The 18,187-nt window shown below is 64.6% G+C and carries 15 protein-coding genes and 2 pseudogenes; 6 read left to right on the top strand and 11 right to left on the bottom strand.

Going from position 1 to position 18,187, the window contains the following annotated elements; all coding sequences use genetic code 11:
• Position 1: 1 nt before the first annotated feature.
• The 9 genes and pseudogenes from CAP2UW1_RS09110 to CAP2UW1_RS25530 all read right to left on the bottom strand — a co-directional run bounded on the left by CAP2UW1_RS09110 (position 2) and on the right by CAP2UW1_RS25530 (position 7,334).
• Positions 2-1,906, bottom strand: coding sequence for a thiamine pyrophosphate-dependent enzyme (locus CAP2UW1_RS09110; RefSeq protein ID WP_015766334.1), 1,905 nt, complete (start codon positions 1,904-1,906; stop codon positions 2-4).
• Positions 1,907-2,187: 281 nt separating this feature from the next.
• Positions 2,188-2,445, bottom strand: a complete 258-nt coding sequence (locus CAP2UW1_RS25520) for a hypothetical protein (protein WP_041567792.1) — start codon at positions 2,443-2,445, stop codon at positions 2,188-2,190.
• Entirely contained in the window at positions 2,442-2,615 is a 174-nt protein-coding gene (locus CAP2UW1_RS25525) for a hypothetical protein (RefSeq protein ID WP_199931755.1), read from the bottom strand. The genes CAP2UW1_RS25520 and CAP2UW1_RS25525 overlap by 4 nt, the downstream gene beginning before the upstream one ends.
• Before the next feature lie 76 nt (positions 2,616-2,691).
• Positions 2,692-2,982, bottom strand: a pseudogene (locus CAP2UW1_RS26080) (hypothetical protein); the annotation flags it as partial.
• Between the two features lie 194 nt (positions 2,983-3,176).
• Positions 3,177-4,082: a glutamate/aspartate ABC transporter substrate-binding protein gene (locus tag CAP2UW1_RS09120; protein WP_015766335.1), complete on the bottom strand. Its 906-nt coding sequence runs from the start codon at positions 4,080-4,082 to the stop codon at positions 3,177-3,179.
• A gap of 192 nt (positions 4,083-4,274) precedes the next feature.
• Entirely contained in the window at positions 4,275-5,657 is a 1,383-nt protein-coding gene (locus tag CAP2UW1_RS09125) for a DASS family sodium-coupled anion symporter (RefSeq protein ID WP_412566864.1), read from the bottom strand.
• A gap of 29 nt (positions 5,658-5,686) precedes the next feature.
• Positions 5,687-6,286, bottom strand: a complete 600-nt coding sequence (locus CAP2UW1_RS09130; protein ID WP_015766337.1) for a hypothetical protein — start codon at positions 6,284-6,286, stop codon at positions 5,687-5,689.
• Between the two features lie 275 nt (positions 6,287-6,561).
• A complete protein-coding gene (locus tag CAP2UW1_RS09135; protein ID WP_015766338.1) occupies positions 6,562-7,005 on the bottom strand; it encodes a universal stress protein in 444 nt (147 codons plus the stop codon).
• 164 nt (positions 7,006-7,169) lie between these two features.
• Positions 7,170-7,334, bottom strand: a complete 165-nt coding sequence (locus tag CAP2UW1_RS25530; RefSeq protein ID WP_199931613.1) for a hypothetical protein — start codon at positions 7,332-7,334, stop codon at positions 7,170-7,172.
• A gap of 186 nt (positions 7,335-7,520) precedes the next feature.
• Here CAP2UW1_RS25530 and aceE point away from each other — a divergent pair, with 186 nt between their 5' ends.
• The 6 genes from aceE to CAP2UW1_RS09165 all read left to right on the top strand — a co-directional run bounded on the left by aceE (position 7,521) and on the right by CAP2UW1_RS09165 (position 17,026).
• Positions 7,521-10,214, top strand: a complete 2,694-nt coding sequence (gene aceE / locus CAP2UW1_RS09140) for a pyruvate dehydrogenase (acetyl-transferring), homodimeric type (protein WP_015766339.1) — start codon at positions 7,521-7,523, stop codon at positions 10,212-10,214.
• Between the two features lie 12 nt (positions 10,215-10,226).
• Entirely contained in the window at positions 10,227-11,873 is a 1,647-nt protein-coding gene (gene aceF, locus CAP2UW1_RS09145) for a dihydrolipoyllysine-residue acetyltransferase (RefSeq protein WP_015766340.1), read from the top strand.
• Positions 11,874-11,886: 13 nt separating this feature from the next.
• Complete coding sequence (gene lpdA, locus CAP2UW1_RS09150; protein ID WP_015766341.1) at positions 11,887-13,635, top strand: dihydrolipoyl dehydrogenase; 1,749 nt, start codon at positions 11,887-11,889, stop codon at positions 13,633-13,635.
• A 530-nt stretch (positions 13,636-14,165) separates the two neighbouring features.
• Entirely contained in the window at positions 14,166-14,927 is a 762-nt protein-coding gene (locus CAP2UW1_RS09155) for a lipopolysaccharide kinase InaA family protein (RefSeq protein ID WP_015766342.1), read from the top strand.
• 424 nt (positions 14,928-15,351) lie between these two features.
• Complete coding sequence (locus CAP2UW1_RS23645; RefSeq protein ID WP_081444141.1) at positions 15,352-16,158, top strand: class I SAM-dependent methyltransferase; 807 nt, start codon at positions 15,352-15,354, stop codon at positions 16,156-16,158.
• Positions 16,139-17,026, top strand: a complete 888-nt coding sequence (locus CAP2UW1_RS09165; RefSeq protein ID WP_199931614.1) for a lipopolysaccharide kinase InaA family protein — start codon at positions 16,139-16,141, stop codon at positions 17,024-17,026. Before CAP2UW1_RS23645 ends, CAP2UW1_RS09165 begins: the two co-directional genes overlap by 20 nt.
• A 93-nt stretch (positions 17,027-17,119) precedes the next feature.
• Here CAP2UW1_RS09165 and CAP2UW1_RS09170 read toward each other — a convergent pair.
• Both CAP2UW1_RS09170 and CAP2UW1_RS09175 read right to left on the bottom strand, forming a co-directional pair.
• A pseudogene (locus CAP2UW1_RS09170) lies at positions 17,120-17,428 on the bottom strand (ABC transporter permease); the annotation flags it as partial.
• A 50-nt stretch (positions 17,429-17,478) separates the two neighbouring features.
• Complete coding sequence (locus CAP2UW1_RS09175) at positions 17,479-17,958, bottom strand: tetratricopeptide repeat protein (protein WP_015766345.1); 480 nt, start codon at positions 17,956-17,958, stop codon at positions 17,479-17,481.
• Between the last annotated feature and the right edge of the window lie 229 nt (positions 17,959-18,187).

Below are 18,187 nucleotides of genomic sequence, written 5' to 3' on the forward strand. Positions count from 1 at the left end.
GCTACGGGGTCTGCGTCAGCTCTGACGTCTTTTTCACCACCCTGATCGGCATCGCCAGGGTGTCGACATGGACGATCGCATCGGGCGCACAGGGTTTCAGGCACAGACCACAGCCGGTACAGGCGGCGCTCTCGATGCGCACGAAAGCCAGATCGACCTCCCTGCCGCTGGCTTTCGTCACGCGCTCGCGGCGCGTGACGTGGATTGCCGGGCAACCGACGTCGATGCAGTTGCCGCAACCGGTGCACTTGTCGTCGATCACCGTGAATGGTTTGAGCGCGTGGTAGTCCTTGATCAGCACACACGGCTGGCTGGTGATGATCACCGACGGCTCGGGGATCTTCGTCTCGTCACGCAGCGTGCGCAGCAGTACCGGAAGCTCGTAGGCGTTGACCACGTGCACGCGTTCTTCGCGCACGCCGAGCGCCTTGACCAGCCTGGCAAAATCGACCCGCGGCGCGTCGCTGCCATGGATGTCGCGGCCGCTGCCGGGATTGTCCTGGCCACCGGTCATGCCGACGGCACGGTTGTCGAGCAGCAGCACGGTGACGTTGCCGCGGTTGTAGACGATGTCGAGCAGGCCCTGCATGCCCATGTGCAGGAAGGTCGAGTCACCGATCACGGCAACGATCTTCTTGTCCTTTTCGGCGTCGCTGCGCCCCTTGTCGAGGCCCAGCGCCATTCCCATCGAGGCGCCCATCGAGATGCACGCGTCGAGCGCGTTCCAGGGCTGGCCGAAGCCCAGCGTGTAGCAGCCGATGTCACCGGAGATGGTGACGTTGCGCAACTGCGACAGCGTGTAGTAGACGCCCAGATGCGGGCAGGCGACGCACATCGTCGGTGGCCGCGGAAAGACCGTCATCGGCGGCGTCCGCGCCAGTTCGGGCAGCGGCTCGCCGAGCAGGCGGGCGATCGCCGGTTTGAGTATCTGTGGCGACAGTTCGCCGGAGAGCGGCAGGATGTCCTTGCCGGCTACGCTCAGGCCCTGCGCCTTGAGTTCGGTCTCGATCAGCGGTTCGACTTCTTCGACGACCACCAGTTGGTCGCACTCGGCGGCGAAGAGGCGCAGTCGCTCGAAGGGCAGCGGGAAGGCCAGGCCGAGCTTGAAAACCGGCGCGTCGGGGAAGCTCTCGCGGACGTGCATGTACGCCGGCCCGGAGGTGACGAAGCCGACACGGCGATCGCTGCCCGCTTCGACGACGTTGAGTTCCGAAATCTCGGCTTCGGCACGCAGCCGGCGCTCGCGGTCGAACATCAGCGGCAGCCGCCGGCCGGCAGCGCTCGGCACCATCACCCAGCGTCCGACGTCCTTGTGGAAACCGGCAACCGGGCGGTCGCTGCGCTCGCCAACGCTTACCAGGCCCTTGACGTGACAGATGCGGGTCGTCAGGCGCAGGATCACCGGCGTCTCGAAGCGTTCCGAGAGCTCGAAGGCGACGAGCGTGAAGTCGTGAGCTTCCTGCGAATCGGCGGGTTCGAGCACCGGCACGTGTGCAAAACGGCCCCAGTAGCGAGAATCCTGTTCGTTCTGTGACGACGACAGGCCGACGTCGTCGGCAATGGCGATCACCAGACCGCCGGCGACGCCGGTCAGCGTCATCGTCATCAGGGCATCCGAGGCGACGTTCATGCCCACGTGCTTCATCGCGCAGAAACTGCGCGAGCCGGCCATGGCGGCGCCGAAGGCGACTTCGAGCGACACCTTCTCGTTGACCGACCACTCGGCGTATACGTCCGGATAGGTGGCCACGCATTCGAGCATTTCGGTTGCGGGCGTTCCGGGGTAGGCCGCTGCCACACGTACCCCTGCCTCCCACACGGCCCGCGCGACTGCCTCGTTGCCGGACATCAGAAGCCGGCTGCTTGCCGCCACGGGCGGCGTCGACACCACTGCTTCTGCCGTCATTGCTTCTCCTCGCACAAGAAAAGTTGCAAACAAAGGCGAAACGTTAGCCGCTGCAGCGTGCCGTGAAGTTGACGTAGGTCAACTTCAACTGGACGGCCCCGACTATCGCAGCCGCCAAAGGCCTGACGGCAAGCCGGCGCGACCCCTTGGCGGCCGATGGCTGCCGCCGGCGCCCAGCAAATCCGGCGGCGGCCCCACCTGTCGCCGCGGCGCCTCGAGCGGGCTCTTGCCGCCGATGGCGCGCCGTTGATTCCCGCTCCCGCGTGCTCGCACTGTGGTCCTCAGCCGCGCCGACAGCGTCGCTCGACCGCCGTGCATAGCAGGTCGGCGGCCGTCTCGCCGGTCTTGGCGTCAACCGCGGCAAATCCGAGAACCATCCCGGACCGGCGCTGCCGGGAATCGGCATAGTCATAGTACATGGAGAGCGGACGCAGCACGATGCCGGCTTCGAGCATTTCGCGGGACAGCGCCACATCGTCGAGGGCGTGATTGAAGAAGTAGGGAAGGTGCAGACCCGCCAGGTCACCACTGGTGCTCACCAGTTGCTGAAGGTGCCCAGGTAGATGACGCGTGGCGAGCGTGCTCGGCCGAACAGGGAGCCGATGCAGTACGGGTGATAGCGAATCTCGTTGTCGTAATCGTCCTCGATGACCCAGGCGTTGTGCGCCTCGGCCAGTTCGAGCAGCTTGATGCGCTGGCTCAGCGACATCACCACGCCGGTCGGGTAGTCGGCCAGTACCGCTTTCAGTGGTCCGTAGACTCCCTGGCTGTAGCACGGTACTGCGGCTCAGCCCGAGTTCCGCGGTCAGCACGCGGCTCGGTGGGAGCGGTGTGCCTGCGGGCAATTCACCGTCGAGAATGCGACGCCGGAGCGCCAGGTACAGGTCGGACGGGAGTTTCCGCCGGTAGGCGCGTGCCATCATGCCCCACCATGCTCGGCAGGCCGGGCTCTGCCGTCGATCTTGAAGATGGTCGGACAATGAATTCAGGCGCGAGGAGACGGGACGCTTCGCTGCTGCAGGCGACCGGCATCGTTGCGGCCGGCGGTACTGCCGCTGCCGCGGACGTGGCACCATTGGTCCACGCGCATCTCTGAACCGGCATCGGTGTAGAGCGCTGGAGAATGGCCCGGCAGCAGCGCCTGCCGCCGGGTCGTTGGTAGCCGGCAAGACTGCCAGCGTCAGGCGTCAGGCGTCAGGCGTCAGGTCGGCAGTGGCTCGGGCCGGCGCCGGGAATTTGATGTTGCGCTCGCCAGCCGGCGACGCGGCCCCTACTGGTAAGCCTTGTCGTTGGGCGACTTGTAGAGCTTCTTGAGCGCGTACGAGAGCTGGAAGTTGAGGTTCAGACCCTTCGGTGGAATTGGCTGCAGGAACCACCTGGCGTAGATCTTCTCGGCCTCACCCGAGGTCATCACCTTGGCAAGCGCCGCATCGACGACCTTCTTCAACGCCGGATCATCCTTGCGCATCATGCAGCCATAGGCTTCATACGATTGCGGCGTACCGACCACTGCCCACTCATTGATGTTCTTGGCCTTTGCCGTCTCGCCATACAGCAGCACTTCGTCCATCACGAAGGCCGTCGCACGGCCGGTTTCCAGGGTCAGGAACGATTCGCCGTGATCCTTCGCACTGATGATCTTCACCTTCATGTTGTTGTCTTCGTTCATCTTGCGCAGCAGGCGCTCGGAGGTGGTGCCGGCCGTGGTGACCACAGTCTTGCCGGCCAGGTCGGGAAAATCCTTGATCCCGGAGTTGCTCCTGGTGAGCATGCGGGTGCCGACGACAAAGATGCTGTTCGAGAAACTGACCTGCTTCTGACGTTCGGTGGTGTTGGTTGTGGAACCGCATTCCAGGTCGACCGAGCCGTTCTGGACGAGTGTGATGCGGTTTTCCGAGGTGACCGGCATGAGCTTGATGTCGAGCTTGGCGAGCTTCAGTTCCGCCTTGATCGCATCGACCGCCTTGAGCATCATTTCCTGCGAGTAACCGATGACCTGTTGCTTGTCGTCGTAGTACGAGAACGGGATCGACGACTCCCGATGCCCCAGGGTGATCGCCCCGGTGTCCTTGATTTTCTTCAGCGTACCGGTCAGATCCTGCGCCAGAGCCGTAATAGACATCAGCGCGGTGGCAAGCGTTGCAGCAATGGCGAAGCGCCGTGAAATGGTGAACATGGTCTCAGTCTCCTTTGCAAACGGATGGATAACGGCTTGCCGGTCGAAATGGAGTGAACCCCGACGTCAGGGCAGGATTCCTGACTTGTCTCCAAGGGTGCCGACGGTACGTTGCCGCCGGCTATGTGGGCGCCTTCAGTCGAAGGGCACCGCCACGGCGCGCGCGGGCGCCGCGTCGCCCGTAGGTCATGACTACCCGGCGACCCAGAGTATCCAGGGGGTGCCGATGAGCAGGAAGACCACCGTCGCGAAAAGCGTCGTCAGCAGCCCCAGGCGGTAGAGCTCACTCTGCTTCAGATAGCCGCTGGCGACGAAGATGATGTTCTGGCTGCCGCCCTGTGGCGTGATCACCGAGAAGTAGCTGCTGGCGAAGAGAAGCGCAAAAGCCATCAGGTGGACAGGAACTCCCGACTTCACGCCGACGTCGAGAAACACGCCAAGCAGCGCCAGCACCTGCGCATTCTGACTGACGAAGCCGAAGTGGAGCAGCACATAGATCACCAGCAGGGCGACGTAGGCGGCCGGCCAGGCGAGTCCTTCGAGTCCGACTGCCAGCCGCTCGCCGACGTAGCCCATGAAGCCCATTTCGTTGAGTTGCCCGCTCATGCCGAAAAGCACCGCCAGCCAGACGAAAGTGACCAAGGTGCCGCCCTGCTCGTGCATGTCGTCGAGGGTCAGGACGCCGGTGATCATCAGCGTCGCGAGACCGGTGATGGCGATGGCCGTCAGGTTCAGCTTGTAGGGGGCAGCCAGCACCCAGCCGGTGATCATGACGATGAACGTTATCGCCGTGATCCACTCGTGACGCGACATCGGCCCCATCGAACGTAATTCCTGGCGGGCGCGTCCCGGTGCCTCCGGCGTAGCGGTGATTCCTGGCGGGAAGAGACGATAGAGCAGCAGCGGCAGCAGGGCGATCACCACCAGACAGGGGACGCACGAGGCGAGCAGCCAGGAGCCGAAATCGATCTTCAAGCCTTTTTCGGCGGCCAGCCCCGCGCCGACCGGGTTGCCCGAGGTGGCCGTGAACCACAGCGCCGAGGTGATGGCGAGGCTGGCCATGCCGCAGAACATCAGGTAGCCGCCCAAGCGCCGCTTGTTCTCGTCGTCGGGCGTCGAGCCGCTGTTCTGGGCCAGCGCCAGGATGACCGGGAAGAGCACGCCACCGCGCGCGGTATTGCTCGGGAAGCCGGGGGCAATCAGGGTGTCGGTGATGAAGATGCTGTACGCCAGGCCGAGCGTCGATTTCCCGAACACCGAGACCACGTACAGACTGATGCGCTTGCCGAGTCCGCTCTTGACCACCGACTGCGAGACCAGGAAAGCGGTCACCACCAGGAGCACGATGGCGTTCCCGAAGGCGCCGTAGGCCTTCGCCGGCGTCAGCGTGTTGGTGAGTACCACGATCCCGCAGGCGAGCAGCGACGAAGTGAACAGCGGAAAGACATTGAGAACCACCGAGACGATCGCCGACGCGAAAACGGCAAAGAGATGCCAGGCCTCAGGCGTCAGCCCTGCGGGAACCGGCGTAAACCAGAGGCCGAAGAACAGCACCAGGAGGCACACCAGCTTCACGATTCTGCTCGTTCCGAAAGCGCCTGTAGTCATTTTGGACCTCCTGCCGCGGTCGGAGAAACCACATTGGCTGTGCCGAGGCGCGCCCGACCACTCAGATCGACGACCCGCCCGGCGAGCTCGTCGCCTTCGATGGCGCCGAGGCGCTGCCACTTGAAGCTGTATTCCCCGCTGATGCCGGCGTAGCGCCCGGTGCCGCCGATGAACTTGCCTTCGATCATCTGGCCGGGCCCGATGCCTTCGCCGCTCAACTCGCTGAAGACCTTGTCGCCATGTTCATCCAGCCACACGCTGCGCCCTTGCATGCCTGTGGTGGTGTCGGAGAAACCGATCGCTTCGGCATAGAAGCCGCGATTCAGTCGCTCCTTGCCGTTGAGGAGCAGCGAACCGCTGAGCTGGAAGATACCGGCTCGCTGCCCCGGGAGAAGGTCCTGAACCCGTCGGTTCCCCGTAACGGTCCAGTCGCCGGTGAAGGTTCGCTCATCGGTCGATGCGGCAGTCGCCGGCGAGTCTGCGGGCGTGCCCGCTGGCGGACTCGCCGGTTTGCCGCAAGCTGCAACCAACAACACGCTGAGGAGGACGATGCTGCGCGAGAAACGCCTTTTGCATGATACGCGCGATGAACGCATAGTCGTACCTCCCGTGGAAAGAGCAGCAGCAAACGTGCAGGTGACCGGTGTCAGGAGAGATGTGTGGTCCAACGAGCGTGTGCGGTACAAAAGGCTAGCACCTTGTTGTGGGGATTTCTAGCTCTTATTCTGTCGCCGCAACTCATCCGTTGTGCTGACATTATCGTATTCGTTCGGCACGAGGTGGGTTGCCTCCCGTAGTCCGGCCTGGACAAGACGGAGCCGGCTCTGCGCCATGACAAGTGTTCGGCGCGCTCGGCGGCCGTGCCGAGAAATCAGTGATGGACGAGCACAGGGATCTTCGCGTAGGTCAGTACCTTGTAGGTCTCGCTGCCAAGGAACAGCGCGCTCAGGCCGTGGCGGCCGCGCGAAGCCATGAAGATCAGGTCGCAGCCCGCCTTGCTGGCGGCGTCGAGGATCGCCTCGGCTGGACTATCGCTGATCGTTGCCATCCTGTCCCCCTTGACGCCCGCCTTCTTGCACAGATCGATGACGAAACCCAGGTTACGCCGGGCCTGCTGTTCGGTGAGCTTGGCAAACTTCTCGGGTTTGGCCGACCCCATGGGCGCGCCGTCGTCATAGAGGTTCTTCGGATACGGCTGCCTGGCGTAGAACGCGGTGATACGCGCGCCAGACTCCTTGGCAAGAGCTACCGCTGCACCGGCAGCCTCCCTGGACAGTTCGGACCCGTCGGTGGGAACCAGGATGTGTTTGTACATGGCGCTTCCTCCACAGTTGGCGGCAACATGAGTGTGCAACCCGGCAGCCATCCCGATTCAGAGCAGGGCACGCTTTGCATGAAACTTGACGGTAGCGCTTCGAGTGTATGGATTGCCCTTGAATACTGTCAAGCCGGGACCCGGCCGAGCGCCGGTATGACGCCTCACATCGACCCGGGCGAGTGTGTTTCACGCTTCGCCGCCGCGGCCGCCGCCGTCGGGCTGCCTGGCGCCAGGAGCCGGTTGGCGGCTGCCACGGGCCGGCTGACACTGCCGCTGATCAACTTCTGGCGCCTGTCGTTGTCAATCGACAGGAGTCGGTGCCGCATGGTGCAGGTGCCGAACCGGCCGTTATTGCGCGATACAAAAAGGTGTTTTACAATGCGGGATAGATGCCTGTGCTGCAGCGCGGTACCGTGCAGCCGGCCAAGGGATTACTCTTGTTGCTGCGGTCAGTCCTGGCGCGCAGCGAACCATCATCAATTTCACGATTCAGAAGATCAGGAGACAAAGCCATGGGAGCTCTGCCCGAAAACACGCTGCCGGCCGGTGTTGGCGATCCGGACCCGCAGGAAACCCAGGAGTGGCAGGACGCGCTGAGTGGCGTGATCGACCGGGAGGGCGTCGAGCGCGCTCACCAGCTGATCGATGGTCTGATCGCCCAGGCGCGCCACGAAGGGATCGACATCCCCTACAGCGCGACTACCGAGTATGTCAATACCATCCCGGTCGAGCGGCAGCCGAAGTATCCCGGCAACGCCGATCTGGAGATCCGGATTCACAACTACATTCGCTGGAACGCCATGGCGATGGTCGTGCGCGCCAACAAGAAGAGCAACGTCGGCGGCCACATCGCTTCGTTCGCCTCGGCGGCAGCACTCTACGACGTGGGCTTCTCGTGGTTCTGGCACGCGCCGTCCGAGCAGCACGGTGGCGACCTGATCTTCTTCCAGGGTCACTCGGTACCCGGCGTCTATGCGCGCGCGCACCTGCTCGGGCGGCTGACCGACGAGCAGATGGACCGTTTCCGGCAGGAGGTGGATGGCAAGGGCGTCTCCTCTTACCCGCATCCGTGGCTGATGCCCGACTTCTGGCAGTTCCCGACGGTTTCGATGGGCCTTGGGCCGATCCAGGCGATCTACCAGGCACGCTTCATGAAGTACCTGGACAGCCGCGGTTTCATCGCGGCCGGCGACCGCAAGGTGTGGGCCTTCCTCGGCGACGGCGAGACCGACGAAGTCGAATCGCTCGGTGCCATCGGCATGGCCGCGCGCGAGCGACTCGACAACCTGATTTTCGTCATCAACTGCAACCTGCAACGCCTCGATGGTCCGGTGCGCGGCAACGGCAAGATCATCCAGGAACTCGAAGGGACTTTCCGCGGCGCCGGCTGGAATGTCATCAAGCTGATCTGGGGAACCTACTGGGACGCGCTCTTCCTGCGCGACAAGAAGGGCATCCTGAAGCAGCGAATGATGGAAATCGTAGACGGCGAGTACCAGACCTTCAAGGCGAAGGACGGCGCCTACGTCCGCGAGCACTTCTTCAATACCCCGGAACTCAAGGAACTGGTCGCCGACTGGACTGACGACCAGGTGTGGATGTTGAATCGCGGTGGGCACGACATCTTCAAGATCTTCAGCGCCTACAAGAGCGCCGTCGAGCACAAGGGTCAGCCGACCCTGATTCTGGCCAAGACGATCAAGGGCTACGGCATGGGCCAGGCGGGCGAGGGGATGAACATCTCGCACCAGCAGAAGAAGCTCGACTACGACGCGATCAAGCGCTTCCGCGACCGCTTCGGCCTGCCGGTGCGCGACGACCAGATCGCCGAACTGCCTTATCTGAAGTTCGCCGAAGGCTCGGCCGAACTGACCTACATGCGCCAGAGGCGAATGGATCTCGGCGGCTACCTGCCGCAGCGTCGACGCGCCGCGGCGGCGCTCGAGATACCGGATCTGTCCGCCTTCGAGTCCTTGCTCAAGGCTTCGGGCGAAGGTCGCGAGGTGTCGACGACGATGGCCATCGTCCGCTTTCTCAACATCCTTCTCAAGGACAAGAAGGTCGGCCGCCACGTCGTGCCGATCGTTCCCGACGAGTCGCGCACCTTCGGCATGGAAGGACTGTTCCGGCAGATCGGCATCTGGAACCAGGAGGGCCAGAAGTACGTCCCCGAGGACCACGACCAGTTGATGTTCTACAAGGAGTCGAAGGACGGCCAGGTCCTGCAGGAGGGGATCAACGAGGCGGGCGCAATGAGCGACTGGATCGCTGCCGCGACTGCCTATTCGGTGCATGGCGTGCAGATGATTCCCTTCTACATCTGCTACTCGATGTTCGGGCTGCAGCGCACCATGGACCTCTGCTGGGCCGCCGGCGACCAGCGCGCGCGCGGCTTCCTGATCGGCGGCACGGCTGGCCGCACCACCTTGAACGGCGAAGGCCTGCAGCACGAGGACGGCCATTCGCTGGTTCTCTCGAGCCTGATCCCCAACTGCATCAGCTACGACCCGACCTTCTCGTTCGAGATCGCCGTGATCATGCGCGAAGGCATGCGCAGGATGCACCAGGAGCAGGAGGACGTCTTCTACTACGTCACTGTGATGAACGAGAACTACGAGCATCCGGAGATGCCGGCGGGTGCCGAGGCCGACATCCTGCGCGGCATGTATCTGCTGCGCCGCGGTCAGTCCTCGGACAGCAATCCGCCGGCGCCGCGCGTGCAACTGCTGGGCTCGGGAACCATCTTCCGGGAAGTGATTGCCGCTGCCGATCTGCTCAAGAACGACTGGGGCGTCGATGCCGATCTCTGGGGCTGCCCCAGCTTCACCGAACTGGCGCGCGACGGCAACGACGTGCAGCGCTGGAACATGCTCAACCCGACCGCCAGGCCGCGGATGTCGCACGTCGAAATGTGCCTTGGCGACACGCGCGGGCCGATCGTCGCCGCGACCGACTACGTACGCATGTTCGCCGACCAGATTCGCCCTCTCATCAACCGTCGTTACGTCACCTTGGGCACCGACGGCTTCGGCCGCTCCGACACGCGCGAGAAGCTGCGTCACTTCTTCGAGGTCGATCGTCGCTGGGTGGCGGTGACCGCCCTGAAGGCCCTGGCCGATGACGGAATCATCGAGCGCGGCAAGGTGGCCGAAGCCATCGCCCGGTACGGGATCGACGCGAACAAACCCAACCCGACGACGGTTTAAGGGAGCCCTCTGATGAGTCAATTGATCGAAGTGAAAGTCCCCGATATCGGCGATTACACCGATGTGCCGGTGATCGACATCTGTGTCATCGTCGGCGACGTGGTCAAGGTCGACGATGCCCTGGTGACCCTCGAATCCGACAAGGCGACGATGGACGTGCCGTCGTCGGCAGCCGGTGTGGTAAAGGAAATCCGCGTTGCGCTGGGCGAGAAGATCTCGGAAGGCACGGTCGTCGTTGTCCTCGAAGCGTCCGAGGTAAGGGCCGCGGCGCCTGCGGCGGCCGTCTCGGCCGCTTCTCCGGCCACTGTTCCGGCGGCAGCCGTCACCGCCCCGGTGCCGGCGGCGGCGAGCGGCGGCGGGACGGTCGAGGTCAAGGTACCGGATATCGGTGACTACCACGACGTGCCGGTGATCGACGTCTGCGTCAAGGTCGGCGACGTCGTCAAGGTGGACGATGCCCTGGTCACGCTCGAATCCGACAAGGCGACGATGGACGTGCCCTCGTCGGCGGCCGGGGTGATCCGCGAGATCAGGGTCGGACTCGGCGACAAGGTGTCTGCGGGCGCGGTCGTCGTCGTCCTTGACACCGCTGGGAGCGCTGCCGCCCCTACTGCTGCTGCCGCCGCTCCCGTGACTGCCGCCGCGACGGCAGCACCGGCGACCGGCGGCGTTGCACCGCCGCCCGCGCCAGCGGCTATGCTGGCCGCTGCGCCGGTCCCAGCGCTGGCGCCCGGTGCCAGAATGCACGCCAGCCCGTCGGTACGTATGCTGGCGCGCGAACTCGGTGTCGATCTGAACAAGGTGACTGCCAGCGGACCCAAGGCCCGCATCCTCAAGGAGGATGTGACGGCCTACGTCAAGGGCGTCCTGAGCGCCCCGGCCGTGGCCGCCGCGGCACCTTCGCTCGGCGGTGGGCTCGACCTCCTGCCGTGGCCGAAGATGGACTTCGCCAAATACGGTGCGGTCGAAGTCAAGCCACTGGCGCGCATCAAGAAGATCTCCGCGCAGAACCTGGCGCGCAACTGGGTGATGATCCCGGCGGTCACCTACCACGAGGACGCCGACATCACCGATCTCGAAGCCTTCCGCGTCGCCATGAACAAGGAGAACGAGAAGTCGGCCCAGTCTGGTGGTCTCAAGATCACCATGCTTGCTTTCCTGATCAAGGCCTGTGCCGTGGCACTGAAGAAGTTCCCCGAGTTCAACAGCTCGCTCGATGGTGACAATCTGGTGCTCAAGCAGTATTGCCACGTCGCTTTCGCCGCCGACACGCCGAACGGCCTCGTCGTGCCGGTGATCAGGAACGCCGACCAGAAGTCGGTGAGCCAACTCGCCGTCGAAAGCGGCGAACTGGCGAGAAAGGCACGCGACGGCAAGCTCACGCCGGGGGAGATGTCCGGTGCCTGCTTCACCATTTCCAGCCTCGGTGGCATCGGCGGCACGCACTTCTCGCCGATCGTCAATGCGCCGGAAGTCGCCATCCTCGGGGTGAACCGGTCGGTGATGAAGCCGGTCTGGAACGGCAAGGAGTTCGCGCCGCGCCTGATCCTGCCGATGTCGCTGTCGGCCGACCACCGCGTCATCGACGGTGCGCTGGCGACGCGTTTCAACGTATTTGTTGCGCAACTGCTTGCCGACATGCGGCGCGTGCTGCTCTGATCGGGAGATAATCATGAGCCAGATCATTGAAGCCAAAGTGCCCGACATCGGCGACTACCACGACGTGCCGGTGATCGACGTCTGCGTCAAGGCCGGCGATACGGTCAAGAGCGACGACCCACTCGTCACCCTGGAGTCCGACAAGGCGACGATGGACATCCCGAGCAGCGTCGCCGGCGTCGTCAAGGAAGTGAAGGTCAAGCTCGGCGACAAGGTGTCCGAAGGAGCGATCGTCGTCCTCATCGAGACCGCCGGCGTTGCCGAGGCGACGGCCGTCGTGACGCCAGTCGCCGCCGCTTCGACGGTGCCGCCGGCCAGCGCGGCAGCGGCGCCGCAGGCCGCGGCACCGATCACGGGCAAGGCCGACCTCGAGTGCGAAATGCTCGTCCTCGGCGCCGGCCCGGGCGGCTACTCGGCGGCTTTCCGCAGCGCCGACCTCGGCATGCAGACTGTCCTTGTCGAGCGTTATCCGACGCTCGGCGGCGTCTGCCTCAATGTCGGCTGCATTCCGTCGAAAGCCCTGCTGCACATCGCCGGCGTCATGGAAGAAGCGCAGCACATGGGCGACTGCGGCGTCAGCTTCGCCGCCCCGAACATCGACCTCGACAAGTTGCGCGCGCACAAGGACAAGGTCGTCGGCAAACTCACCGGTGGCCTCGCCGGCATGGCCAAGGGGCGCAAGGTCGAGGTCGTGCAGGGCGTCGGCCAGTTCGTCGACCCGCATCACCTCGAAGTCGCGCTTGCCGGCGGTGGCCGCAAGCTGATCCGCTTCGAGAAAGCGATCATCGCCGCCGGCTCGCAACCGATCGCGCTGCCCTTCATGCCCGACGACCCGCGCGTCGTCGACTCGACCGGCGCTCTTGAACTGCGCCAGATCCCGCCGCGCCTGCTGGTCGTCGGCGGCGGCATCATCGGCCTCGAAATGGCCAGTGTCTACTCGGCGCTCGGCTCGCGCATCACCGTCGTCGAACTCGGAGGCGTCCTGATGCCGGGCGCCGACCGCGATCTCGTCAAGGTCTGGGAGAAAAAGAACGCCCATCGTTTCGACCGCATCCTGCTCAACACCGGTGTCGTCGCCGCCGCAGCCAGTGCCGCCGGCATCGAAGTCAGCTACAGCAACGGCGAGAAGGAAGTCTTCGACCTCGTGCTGGTCGCCGTCGGCCGTTCGCCGAACGGCAGGAAGCTCGCGCCGAAAAGCGGCGTGGCCGTCACGGAGCGTGGCTTCATTCCCGTCGATACGCAGTTGCGAACCAACGTCCCGCACATCTTCGCCATCGGCGACATCGTCGGGCAGCCGATGCTTGCGCACAAGGGCGTGCATGAGGCGCATGTGGCGGCCGAAGCCGCCAACGGTGGCAAGCGCTGCTTCGACGCCCTGCAAATCCCCTCGGTGGCCTACACCGATCCCGAAATCGCCTGGGCTGGCAAGACGGAAGAGCAATGCCGGGTCGAGGGAATCACGTACGGCAAGAGCGTCTTCCCCTGGGCTGCCTCGGGGCGGGCGCTGGCCAATGGCCGCGAAGAGGGCTTCACCAAGCTGATCTTCGACGAAGGCACGCACCGCATCATCGGCGGCAGCATTGTCGGCACCGACGCCGGCGACCTGATCGGCGAAGTCTGCCTGGCGATTGAAATGGGCTGTGACGCCACCGATATCGGCCACACCATCCACCCGCACCCGACTCTCGGCGAGTCGGTGGGGATGGCGGCGGAGGTGTATGAGGGGGTGTGCACGGATCTGCCGGCGGTGAAAAAGCGATAGGTGCGGCAAGTTCTGGTCTTGCGATGACGCCGCCGCACGTCAAGTGCGGCGGCGTCATCGTTTCCGCGGACCGGAAGTGGTACGTGGTGGTGCGTGCGTGTACGCTTGACGGTCGATGCCAGTTTCGCAAATACTCTCGCGCTCCGGATTTCACCGGGACTTTTCGGCGCGTGCGCGGAGGCTGGGTAATGGCAGGATCTGCCTCGCAGCTTGCCTGGGGCGCGTGTCATGCAGAGGTGTCGCCGCGATGGGGGAAAGAATGCACGCGCTCGGGGTAAGGCAATGGAATTCCTGTAACCGTCGCTTTCTGCCGCACCTTGATTCGCGGCCAATGGCCGATCAGCCGTGGCTCCGATCGATCCACCGCCGTTGCGCACCGGTCTGGGCCAGGGTGCCGCGGCGCGGGAACGCCAAGGATCTTGCCGCGTTGCGTCTTGCGGCGCCGGGCAGTGGCCGGACACCGATTTGGCGAAGCAGGTGCGGCACCTGCTCGCCCGTTGCATTGGCAAAGTGGGCGAGAGGAAAATGACGTGAGGTTCTGGTGGGTCAACCGGCAACACCCGGCAAGCGAGGTGGCAGAACTGTTTGACGACATCGACCGCGTCTTTGCGCTCGACGGCGAGTTGATTACCAGCGATTCGCTCAGCCGCGTCCTGCGCGTCAGTGCCGGCGGCAAGCGCTATTACGTCAAGCGCTACAGTGGCACCGGCAAGAACCTCAAGCGCCGCTGGTTTGGCCTGCGCCGCTGGCTGGGTCCGCCGCGAGTGCGCGCCGAGTGGCGGAACTTGCAGGCTTTCCGGGACTGGGGAATTCCAACGGCAACGCTGGTCGCCTACGGCCTCGAGCGTCGCTTCGGCGGCTTCATACGTGGTGCCGTGGTGACCGACGAGATCCCGGCTACGTGCGATCTGGCGCAATTGGCCCGCGCCAACGATTCGCGCCTGGGTGATCGTCGCTGGGTTGCCCATGTCGCGCGGCAGATTGCCGGCATCGCGCGCACTCTGCACGGCCACGGCTTCGCGCACAACGATCTGAAATGGCGCAACCTATTGGTCGATGACGGGCCCTTGCCCACAGTCTATTTGATCGATTGCCCGAGCGGCACCTTCTACCGTGGCGCAGTTCTCCGGTACCGCATCGTCAAGGACCTCGCCTGGCTCGACAAGCTTGCCCGGCGCCTGTTGTCGCGCACGCAACGACTGCGTTTCTATCTTGACTATGCCGGGCACGCGCGAGTGACCGACGACGACCGCAAACGGATCGGCAAGATCGTCCGCTTCTTCGATCGCTGAGTGCTGGCGCTGCTGCGCTGCCTGCAGGGGAGGGCCGGCCTCACTCGCGATGATTCGCCATCGACACCGCAGTCACAATCAGGTGGCTGACTACGACAGGGGGTGTCAGGACGAACACACGCCGTCTGGTCCTGTCAATCAAGACAGTGGCTTCCTCCATCCGTCCTTCGGCTACTCGGCGAAGGCCAGCGACTTCATCATCGACAGCTCCTCCGGGCGGTGGAAGCGTCGCGTTCCCGACGGGTATTCTCACGTCACAGACACTCCGATGAAGGCTGCTGGCGGCCCGAAAGCAATGGTCGGCACGCGCAGTTTCTCAAACGGATGATCGAGTTTGCCGATCGCATCGCCAGGCGGTAACGAAACCCGCGTCGTCCCACACGGGACCACTTGATCCGAACGGCGCGCACCGTATGAGTCATGAATGTTCGCGGAAGCCACCCGAGCATGCGTTAAGGTGGGCTTCAGGCCTGCGCGGCAAGATGGTGTGGATGATCTCGAGCCCGTCCTTACGCCAGGCGCCGTCGCTCGGCGACATCGCCAAGCGCCGCCAGCGCCTCATCCTCACGTCCAGATGGTGACGAGCATGAACGATACTCCCTGCGCGACCTACCGCGCCAAGACCAATTACACCGAGGACAAGGCTCGCGGCTATGCCAACCGCGAGGCACGGCGCAACGTTCCGGAATTGAAGCTGGTCGAGAGCGCTTTCGAGCTCATCCCCAGGCCCGCCTCCGTCCTCGACGTGCCCTGCGGCGGCGGCCGGGTGACGGTGCTGCTGAGCCAGCTCGGGTACGAGATGAGCGCGGCAGATTACTCGGAGCCTATGCGCGACATCACCCGCGAGACCGCCGCCGCTACGGGGCTGAAGGTTCCCGTGTTCAAAGAAGACATCGAAAATCTCTCGCAGGCCGACCGGAGTTTCGATGCGATCGTCTGTTTTCGTTTCTTTCACCATCTGCCCAGCGAGGAGTTGCGCCGCAAGGTCGTCGGAGAACTCTGCCGCGTCGCGCGCCAGCACGTGGTCATGTCCTACTTCAACCCGAGAACCCTGCGCGCGCTGGAACAGAAACTGCGTCGCTGGCGCGGCAAGAAGCTTTCGGTCTTCAACACGCCGCTGGCCGAGGTCACGGATTATTTCGCGGCCAATGGCTTCAGGCTGGTGAAGAACTTTCCGCTCGACCTGACCAACAATCTCCACCTTGCGGTCTTTGAACGCGTATCGGCTTGAGCCGTCGCCGCCCGCGGTCAGCGTGCTCCGCCGCCAGTACCTCCATTTTGCGCCGGGCTGGGAAGCGCGGCTGCGCGCCGCCGGACTGAACAGCTTCGAACCCGCGTTCCTCGGCGACCAGGGGACGGTCGTGCGCCGCAGCGGCAGCAGCGAGGTGCGGCGCGTCGAGGTCGAGGGCGCGCGCCAGGTCTTGTTCCTGAAGAAATCCTGGGTGACGCGCTGGGCGCAACTGCGCAGCCGCGTGTTTCGCGGGATGCTCTTCGGTGCTTCGCAGGTGCGCCGCGAGTTTGCCAATCTGGCGCGGCTGCACGAGTGGCAGCTGACCGAGGCGATGCCGCTGGCCTTCGGCGAGGAACGGCGGGCCGGCTGGTTGTGGCGGTCCTTCCTGATTACTACGGGCATCGCCGAACCGATGCCCGTGGATGTGTTCATCCGGGACGTGCTGCCGCGCTTGGCCGGCGCCGAACGGCGGTCGGTTCGCGGCGAACTCCTGCGTCAGGTGGCCCGGCTCACGCGCGTGATGCATGCACGGCAGTTCACGCATGGCGACCTGTACTGGCGGAACCTGGTAATCGCGGGCAACGAACTGGCGCGGCTCTCGCTCATCGACATGCCGCGCGGGCGGTCGCATCGGCGGGAACTCAGCGTGGCGGCGCGGGCAAGCGACCTCGCGGCGCTGGACGCGCCGGCACAACGGTTCTTCCGGCGCAGCGAGCGGCTGCGCTTCCTGCTCGACTACCGGCAGACCCGGCGGCTGGATGCTGGCGGCAAGGAACTGATCCGGCAGGTGCTCAAGGCGGCCGAACCGATGCGCCGCAAGCAGCTCGCGCATGTGGGTGCCGATGCCCCGCAACACGCGCAAACGTAATCCCCAGGGACGTCGCGACTGCCTGCGACGCCTTGCCATGTCGTTGTCGCCGAGTCAGTCGAGCGTACGCCGGAAGGCCTTCAGCCCAACGGCGAGCACGACGCCGTAGAGGAGGAGAATGCTGCCGCGCATGGGGACGTCGAACACCCAGCGCGCGGCCAGCAGTATCAGCGTGACCTGGATGAGGCCGATGAGCATGCAGGGAATGATCTTGCCGGTCATCACCTCCAGCGGCGTCGCCGCGGTTGCCAGCGGTTGCTCGAAAGTGCCGCGCTCGCGTTCGCGAGTCATCGCCAGCCCCGTCATGAGCACCATGGTCATGGTGAGTATGACGCCCAGCAGGCCCGGGACCACGTTATAGGCGGTGATCCCCGGCGGGTTGTAGCGGCGGTGATCGCGAAGAGTGCCTGACCGTGTGCAACGCGGCTGCTTCGACGTGCGGAACCGCAGCCTCAGCGGGGTGCCACGAAGCGGTTGCCGGCTGCCTTGAAACGCTCGATGGCCTTCTTCAGATCGGTGTATTCCTCGCAACCGAACAGGCATTCCTTGTCGAGGGCGGCCAGTCGCTTCTCGGCGCTGGCGAGGTCACCCTTCATGAGGTACAGTTCACCCGAGTACTCGAGCGCTCCGCGATGCTGCGGGGCGATGCGCAGCGCCTCGTTGTAGTGGCGCTCGGCGGCATCGAGATCGGGTGACGGCGACTTGCGCAGGCAGTAGCCCATCAGGTTGTTCCAGTCGGCGCTGCTCGTATCGTTGATGCGCCGGAGTTCCGCCAGTGCCGCCGCCCATTGCCGGGCTTCCACCTGCGTGCGCGCCTGTGCCAGCTTGTCGGGCGTTGTTGCCACGCTGGGCTTGCTGTCGGCCAGCACGGGTTGTTGAAACGCCGCGCTTGCGGCTGCGATCGAGAGAGTGAGGGCAAGCAGCTTGTTCATGACTGGATTTCCGTGGCTGGTTGCGGTGGAATACGAAGGCGGACGTGCAGGTTGATCTCGCTCAGGGATAGCGACCGACAAACCCGCCGCATCTGCTCGACGGGGGTGGTGCCGGCGCCAACGCCTGACGGCGAGATTAACCCGCCGAGCAGGCCTGCGCAAGCGCCGGGCGCAGGCCGTCAGGGTTGTGGGATCCACGGGATGTGGCTTGCGGCGTTGGACGCCGGCG

It is taken from the genome of Candidatus Accumulibacter phosphatis, from assembly GCF_000024165.1.
GTDB classification, from domain to species: domain Bacteria; phylum Pseudomonadota; class Gammaproteobacteria; order Burkholderiales; family Rhodocyclaceae; genus Accumulibacter; species Accumulibacter phosphatis.

What these genes read in the sequence shown, in the direction of transcription:
- CAP2UW1_RS25530 (WP_199931613.1), bottom strand. Translation starts at nt 7,334, where the DNA reads ATGCGGCACCGACTCCTGTCGATTGACAACGACAGGCGCCAGAAGTTG.
- aceF (WP_015766340.1), top strand. Translation starts at nt 10,227, where the DNA reads ATGAGTCAATTGATCGAAGTGAAAGTCCCCGATATCGGCGATTACACC.
- CAP2UW1_RS09175 (WP_015766345.1), bottom strand. Translation starts at nt 17,958, where the DNA reads ATGAACAAGCTGCTTGCCCTCACTCTCTCGATCGCAGCCGCAAGCGCG.
- CAP2UW1_RS09120 (WP_015766335.1), bottom strand. Translation starts at nt 4,082, where the DNA reads ATGTTCACCATTTCACGGCGCTTCGCCATTGCTGCAACGCTTGCCACC.
- lpdA (WP_015766341.1), top strand. Translation starts at nt 11,887, where the DNA reads ATGAGCCAGATCATTGAAGCCAAAGTGCCCGACATCGGCGACTACCAC.
- aceE (WP_015766339.1), top strand. Translation starts at nt 7,521, where the DNA reads ATGGGAGCTCTGCCCGAAAACACGCTGCCGGCCGGTGTTGGCGATCCG.
- CAP2UW1_RS23645 (WP_081444141.1), top strand. Translation starts at nt 15,352, where the DNA reads ATGTTCGCGGAAGCCACCCGAGCATGCGTTAAGGTGGGCTTCAGGCCT.
- CAP2UW1_RS09135 (WP_015766338.1), bottom strand. Translation starts at nt 7,005, where the DNA reads ATGTACAAACACATCCTGGTTCCCACCGACGGGTCCGAACTGTCCAGG.
- CAP2UW1_RS25525 (WP_199931755.1), bottom strand. Translation starts at nt 2,615, where the DNA reads ATGTCGCTGAGCCAGCGCATCAAGCTGCTCGAACTGGCCGAGGCGCAC.
- CAP2UW1_RS09110 (WP_015766334.1), bottom strand. Translation starts at nt 1,906, where the DNA reads ATGACGGCAGAAGCAGTGGTGTCGACGCCGCCCGTGGCGGCAAGCAGC.
- CAP2UW1_RS09130 (WP_015766337.1), bottom strand. Translation starts at nt 6,286, where the DNA reads ATGCGTTCATCGCGCGTATCATGCAAAAGGCGTTTCTCGCGCAGCATC.